The sequence below is a fragment of the Streptomyces sp. SID5910 genome, assembly GCF_009862125.1.
Taxonomy (GTDB): Bacteria; Actinomycetota; Actinomycetes; order Streptomycetales; family Streptomycetaceae; genus Streptomyces.
Genome location: NZ_WWHX01000329.1, coordinates 1 through 4,454, shown reverse-complemented (window position 1 = coordinate 4,454; position 4,454 = coordinate 1). Strand labels below are relative to the sequence as shown.

At 72.8% G+C, this 4,454-nt stretch carries 7 protein-coding genes and 1 pseudogene; 5 read left to right on the top strand and 3 right to left on the bottom strand.

What is annotated here, in order from left to right; all coding sequences use genetic code 11:
- The 4 genes from GTW67_RS11155 to GTW67_RS11140 all read left to right on the top strand — a co-directional run.
- Positions 1 to 515: ATP-binding protein (locus GTW67_RS11155; protein ID WP_237518785.1), on the top strand; the 515-nt coding region annotated here is incomplete at its 5' end.
- Between the two features lie 28 nt (positions 516 to 543).
- The gene (locus GTW67_RS11150) at positions 544 to 1,089 is read left to right on the top strand and encodes a hypothetical protein (RefSeq protein ID WP_202437092.1); all 546 of its coding nucleotides are present in this window, start codon (positions 544 to 546) and stop codon (positions 1,087 to 1,089) included.
- 187 nt (positions 1,090 to 1,276) lie between these two features.
- Positions 1,277 to 1,540, top strand: coding sequence for a DUF5133 domain-containing protein (locus tag GTW67_RS11145; RefSeq protein ID WP_161164641.1), 264 nt, complete (start codon positions 1,277 to 1,279; stop codon positions 1,538 to 1,540).
- 204 nt (positions 1,541 to 1,744) lie between these two features.
- A complete protein-coding gene (locus tag GTW67_RS11140) occupies positions 1,745 to 1,960 on the top strand; it encodes a hypothetical protein (protein ID WP_161164640.1) in 216 nt (71 codons plus the stop codon).
- 6 nt (positions 1,961 to 1,966) lie between these two features.
- Here GTW67_RS11140 and tgmB read toward each other — a convergent pair whose 3' ends face one another.
- The 3 genes from tgmB to GTW67_RS11125 form a co-directional block, all read right to left on the bottom strand.
- A complete protein-coding gene (gene tgmB / locus GTW67_RS11135) occupies positions 1,967 to 2,950 on the bottom strand; it encodes an ATP-grasp ribosomal peptide maturase (protein ID WP_161164639.1) in 984 nt (327 codons plus the stop codon).
- A 16-nt stretch (positions 2,951 to 2,966) separates the two neighbouring features.
- Positions 2,967 to 3,158, bottom strand: a complete 192-nt coding sequence (gene tgmA / locus GTW67_RS11130) for a putative ATP-grasp-modified RiPP (RefSeq protein ID WP_073728776.1) — start codon at positions 3,156 to 3,158, stop codon at positions 2,967 to 2,969.
- A gap of 119 nt (positions 3,159 to 3,277) precedes the next feature.
- Positions 3,278 to 3,583 (bottom strand): DUF1232 domain-containing protein, encoded by a 306-nt coding sequence (locus GTW67_RS11125; protein WP_161164638.1) that lies wholly within the window; start codon positions 3,581 to 3,583, stop codon positions 3,278 to 3,280.
- A gap of 204 nt (positions 3,584 to 3,787) precedes the next feature.
- On the opposite strand from GTW67_RS11125, the pseudogene GTW67_RS36915 reads away from it, so the two are divergent.
- Positions 3,788 to 4,454: pseudogene (locus GTW67_RS36915) on the top strand (hypothetical protein); the annotation flags it as partial.

Here is a 4,454-nt window from a genome sequence, read left to right as displayed (position 1 = left end):
TGAGCCGGTTCGAGGGGCACCCGCGCACGGCACGAACGGCCGGCCGCGCCGCCGATTGGCCGTCCCCCGGCACCCACGCGACACCGTGCGCCCCACCCGTCCCTCCCGCGCCCGCGGTGCTGAGCATCGTCTGCAGCGGCGAGGGCTTCGCCCGGGCGCGGAGGTTCACCCGGGACACGCTGCGCCGGTGGTCCCTCGACGACCACGGTGACGACGCGGTCCTCGTGATCACCGAACTCGCCGCCAACGCCGTGGCGCACGCCGTGCCGACGGCCGCGACGGACCGGCCGGAGATCCGGCTGGCACTCAGCCTGCATCCCGGCCGTCTGATGCTGAGCGTCTCCGACCCCGGGGACGACGCACCCGTACGCACCTCGTCCGACGACTGCGACCTGCGCGAGCACGGACGCGGTCTGTCCATCGTCGACGCACTGGCCGAGGAGTGGGGCTGGACCCCGAGACCTCCGGCGGGCAAGACCGTCTGGGCCACGTTGTCGACCCGCCCCCTGACCTGACCCGACTGCCGCGGAAGGGCCCCACACCATGCGCAGCGCTCCGACACCCAAGCCGAGCACCCGGCGCACCGACCGCCACACCTCGCCGGCCGGTTCGCTCCGTACCGCGCCCCTCGTCGGCCTCGACCGGGTGCCCTGGGACGAGATCCAGGACTCCAGCGGCTCCGCCGCGGCCATCCCGCGGCTGCTCGACAAGGTCGCCCGGGGTGACGCCGACACCGCCCGGGCCGCCCTCGGCGATCTGCGGAAACGGATCTGCCAGTTCGGCTTCGTCGTGGAGCAGGCCACCGCCGCGACCGTGCCCTTCCTCTGGGAGCTGGCCCAGCGGCCCCAGGTCAACTGCCGGGCGCAGATCATCCAGTTGCTCAAGAACATCGCCGACGCACGGCAGTGGGAGACCACCGCCACCGCCTACCCCAAGCTCCTCAACCACCGGGAGAACCCGGTGGCGTGGGAGCGGGCCGCCCGGCAGGCCGTCCGCGCCCGGCGGGACGAGCTGGAGCGGCTGATGGCCGAGGGCGACAGCGAGATCACGCGCGCCACCACCGAACTGGCCCGCACACTCGGAGACTGAGACCCGCGCCCTCCACGGGGGAGAAGGCGCGGGTCTCTCCCCGGCGTACGCCTGCGCCTCGCCCCTTCGAGGCGCCGACCGGACACAAAGCGAAGGAAATTCGTCAATCGCGAGCGAGTGCGCTCATGGGGTGAATGTTTCGTCAGGGATCGGGCATGCGCAGCGAAAATCGAGAGAGGGGCGCTTCGTGCTCGAACCGGACCCGAAGGTCGTCAGGGAGTTGCTGACCCGGTACGCGTCACTGCGGATCGCTCAGGCGGAGAGGGAGCGGCCCGCGGCGGCGCGCGAGCTGGCGGACGTCAGCTACACGCTGTGCGTGATGACGGCGACGACGAGCATCCACGACGCGGTGGCCAAGGCGGACGCGCTGCTGCTGGCCAAGGCGCGGACGCCGGACACCGTCCGGACGGCGGACCCGGACGGGGAGAGCGGCCTGTCGCTGGCCGTGTGACACCGCGGTACCCCGGGGCCCGCCCCGCGGACCGGCACGGGCGACCCCCGGCCGGATCCGCGGGGCGGGCCCAGCGCACGACCGGCCGGAACCTGAGCCCTTGTCACCTACTCGGGGGAAAGCGCACCGCCGGACGGCCGGGCGCCTAGACTGCTCAGTCGCGCCTCCGTGCGGGGGCGGACGACACGAAAGGCACGTTGACGGGTGTTCCAGGATTCCCCCATCTACGACCGACTCGTCGCCGAATGCGGTGACGTCCCCACGCAGGTGCGCCGGGAGGCCGAGCGAGTGAGCAGGGAACTGGAGGTCGTCATGCGGCCCCTCCACCAGCCCGGTCACCTGCCCGGCCCCGAGCGCTCCCCGTCCCCCGGCGCCGGCTGGCAGCGCACCGCCCTGCTGCCCGGCCCGCGCCAGCACTGAGGGGGCTCACCCGACGACCGCCGGATCCGTGCCGTCCGCCGCCGCCGGCTCCGCACCTCCGGGACGGGCCAGCCACTCGGCGATGGTGCGGGCGATCGGCTGTCCCGTGTCCACCTCGACGAAGCCGAACTGCCCCGACTGGTTGCACTCCAGGAACCACCAGGTGCCGTCCCCGTCCTCGGCGAAGTCGAAGGCCCCGTACGCCAGGTGCGCCCCCCGCATGTACGCGAGGACGGCCTCGGCGAGGCGCTGCGGCACCTCGGCCGGCCGCCACGGCTCACCGGACGAGGAGAAGCGGACGTCCACCTCCGGGTCCCGGCCGCCGAGGGTCGTCCGGCGGGCGGCCAGCAGCCGGTCGCCGACGACGGTGAGACGGACGTCGGCGCGCTTGGCGACCCGGCGTTGCAGCAGCGTCGGGCCGTGGGCGACGGCGGAGAAGTCCGCCTCGGGCGGGACCCTGCTGGTCGGCACCGCCAGCGGCGGATCCTGCGGGTGGGCACCGGAGACCGGCTTGACCACGAGGTCCGGGTAGCGCTCGGCGAACTCGCGCGCCGCCCGCGGGAACGTCGTGATCAGCGTGGCCGGCACGGGCAGCCCGCACTCCTGGGCGTGCCGCAGCTGCCAGGGCTTGTACCGGGCCCGGTGGGCCGCGTCGGGCTGGTTCATCCACCGCGCCCCGCACCCCCGGAGCATGCCGTAGAGCGCCTGCGCGGACTCCTCGGTCAGCCACGCCGAGGGCTCGGCGGCCCGCGCGGCCGCACCGCCCGGCCTGCGCACCCACACGGACCGCAGGCCCCCGATGCTCACCAGACGGCCCCCCGACGACAGATGGCCGCGGAAGGAGCCGTGCACGAACTCGCCGGAGAGCGCGACGGAATGGGTCAGATCGGCGGGGTCCAGACGGACCACCGGCACTCCCGACGCGTTCAGGTGGACGACCACCATGTCCGCGGTGACGTCCTCTTCACAGGTCAGGATCAGCACGGTCATTCTCGGCGGCCCGTGTTCAGTCGTCGAAGTGAGTCTTCGACCCCGCGGTGGAGGTCGTGGTCCCCAGCTCTCTCAGCAGCGCGTGGTCGCCGGCGGCCACACGCCCGTCGAGGAGCACGTTCAACTGAAGCCCGGAGTCGTAGACGTACGGAGTCGTCGCTTCCAACTCCACCGCGGGCCGTGCGTAGTTGAGCGCGAACGGTTGCATCGTCTCTCCCTAGTCGGTGCTGCGCCGATCAAGCGATGGTCCCTGTGCGCCGTCGCCTGGTCCGCCGACTTCCTTCGGCTTCCAGAGACTTATACGAATCGAACGGGTGAATGGTTTCCTTACGCAGCGTAGTCACGGGGCGGGCGCGTGCCCCGTCCCCGCTCGCCGAGGGATCCGCGCACGGAGCGCAGGGCGAGAAGCAGTACGCCGATGTCGTCCAGGTACACCGGATCGGGCACGAGGTCCGTGGGCAGCACGAAGTAGAGGACGGCGCCCCAGAAGACCCACTTGGGCCCGCTGGGCAGCCCGGCCCTTCTGAGGTCGCGTCGGGTACGGACCAGCCGTACCAGGACGCCGACGGCCACGCAGAGGGCCACCGCCGCGAGCGACACCGCCGCGACGATCACCGCTGTGGTCGTATCCACCCCGCCCCTCCTCCTGGTGCGCGGCACATGCCTTGTCTGACGGATTCCCGTTCGCCGCGGCGATAAGGCTGTGTGCCGGGTCTCTCATCCCCGTGGCCCGCCCGAGTGGCACCGTGCGGTGGTCGCGCCTAGTAATGGGCACCACATCGCGTGTCGCATGTCGGGGACGCAGGGCGGCCGCACCCCCCATCCCACGGAGAGATCATGACCACCGGCTCCTCATCATCCCGTACGACCGAATACGCCATATCCGCCGTGGACCTGCCGGCCGGGGAGACGACCACGGGCACCGGCGTCCACGCGGTCCGGCCCGGCATCGCGCAGGCCGCCGCCGAGGACGCGGACGTCCGGCACCCGGCCGCCCGCTCGCGCGTCCCACGCGGACCCGTCCCGAGGGAACCCACCCTGCGGGAGCGGACGTTCCGGGTGGGCGACGCCTCCCGGCCGGCTCCGCACGAACCGGACCACGAACCGGACCACGAGCCGGTCCCCGAACCGGATGACGAGCACTTCTTCACGGACGAGGACCTCTTCACCGACGAGGAGCTGTTCGCCGACGAGCCCGTCGGCCGTGAACCCGCCGGCCGTGAACCCATCGGGCGCGAATCCGTCGGCCGTGAACCCGCAGGCCGGGAAGGCGCCGTCCACGAGACCGCCGTTCACGAGACCGCCGTTCACGAGACCGCGGTTCACGAGACCGCCGTCCGCGAAGCCTTCGGCCGTGAGCCCGGCGCCCACGGCGACCCCTCGCGGTCGTACGGCGACCCGGTCGGCGACCTGGTGCGCGCCGCCGTCGCCGACCGGCCGCTGGAAGAGGTCGTCGACCTCATCGCGATGCTGGAGCAGTCCCCCCAGTACGCACAGGCCACGG

What these genes read in the sequence shown, in the direction of transcription:
- GTW67_RS11150 (WP_202437092.1), top strand. Translation starts at nt 544, where the DNA reads ATGCGCAGCGCTCCGACACCCAAGCCGAGCACCCGGCGCACCGACCGC.
- tgmA (WP_073728776.1), bottom strand. Translation starts at nt 3,158, where the DNA reads ATGCAACCGTTCGCGCTCAACTACGCACGGCCCGCGGTGGAGTTGGAA.
- tgmB (WP_161164639.1), bottom strand. Translation starts at nt 2,950, where the DNA reads ATGACCGTGCTGATCCTGACCTGTGAAGAGGACGTCACCGCGGACATG.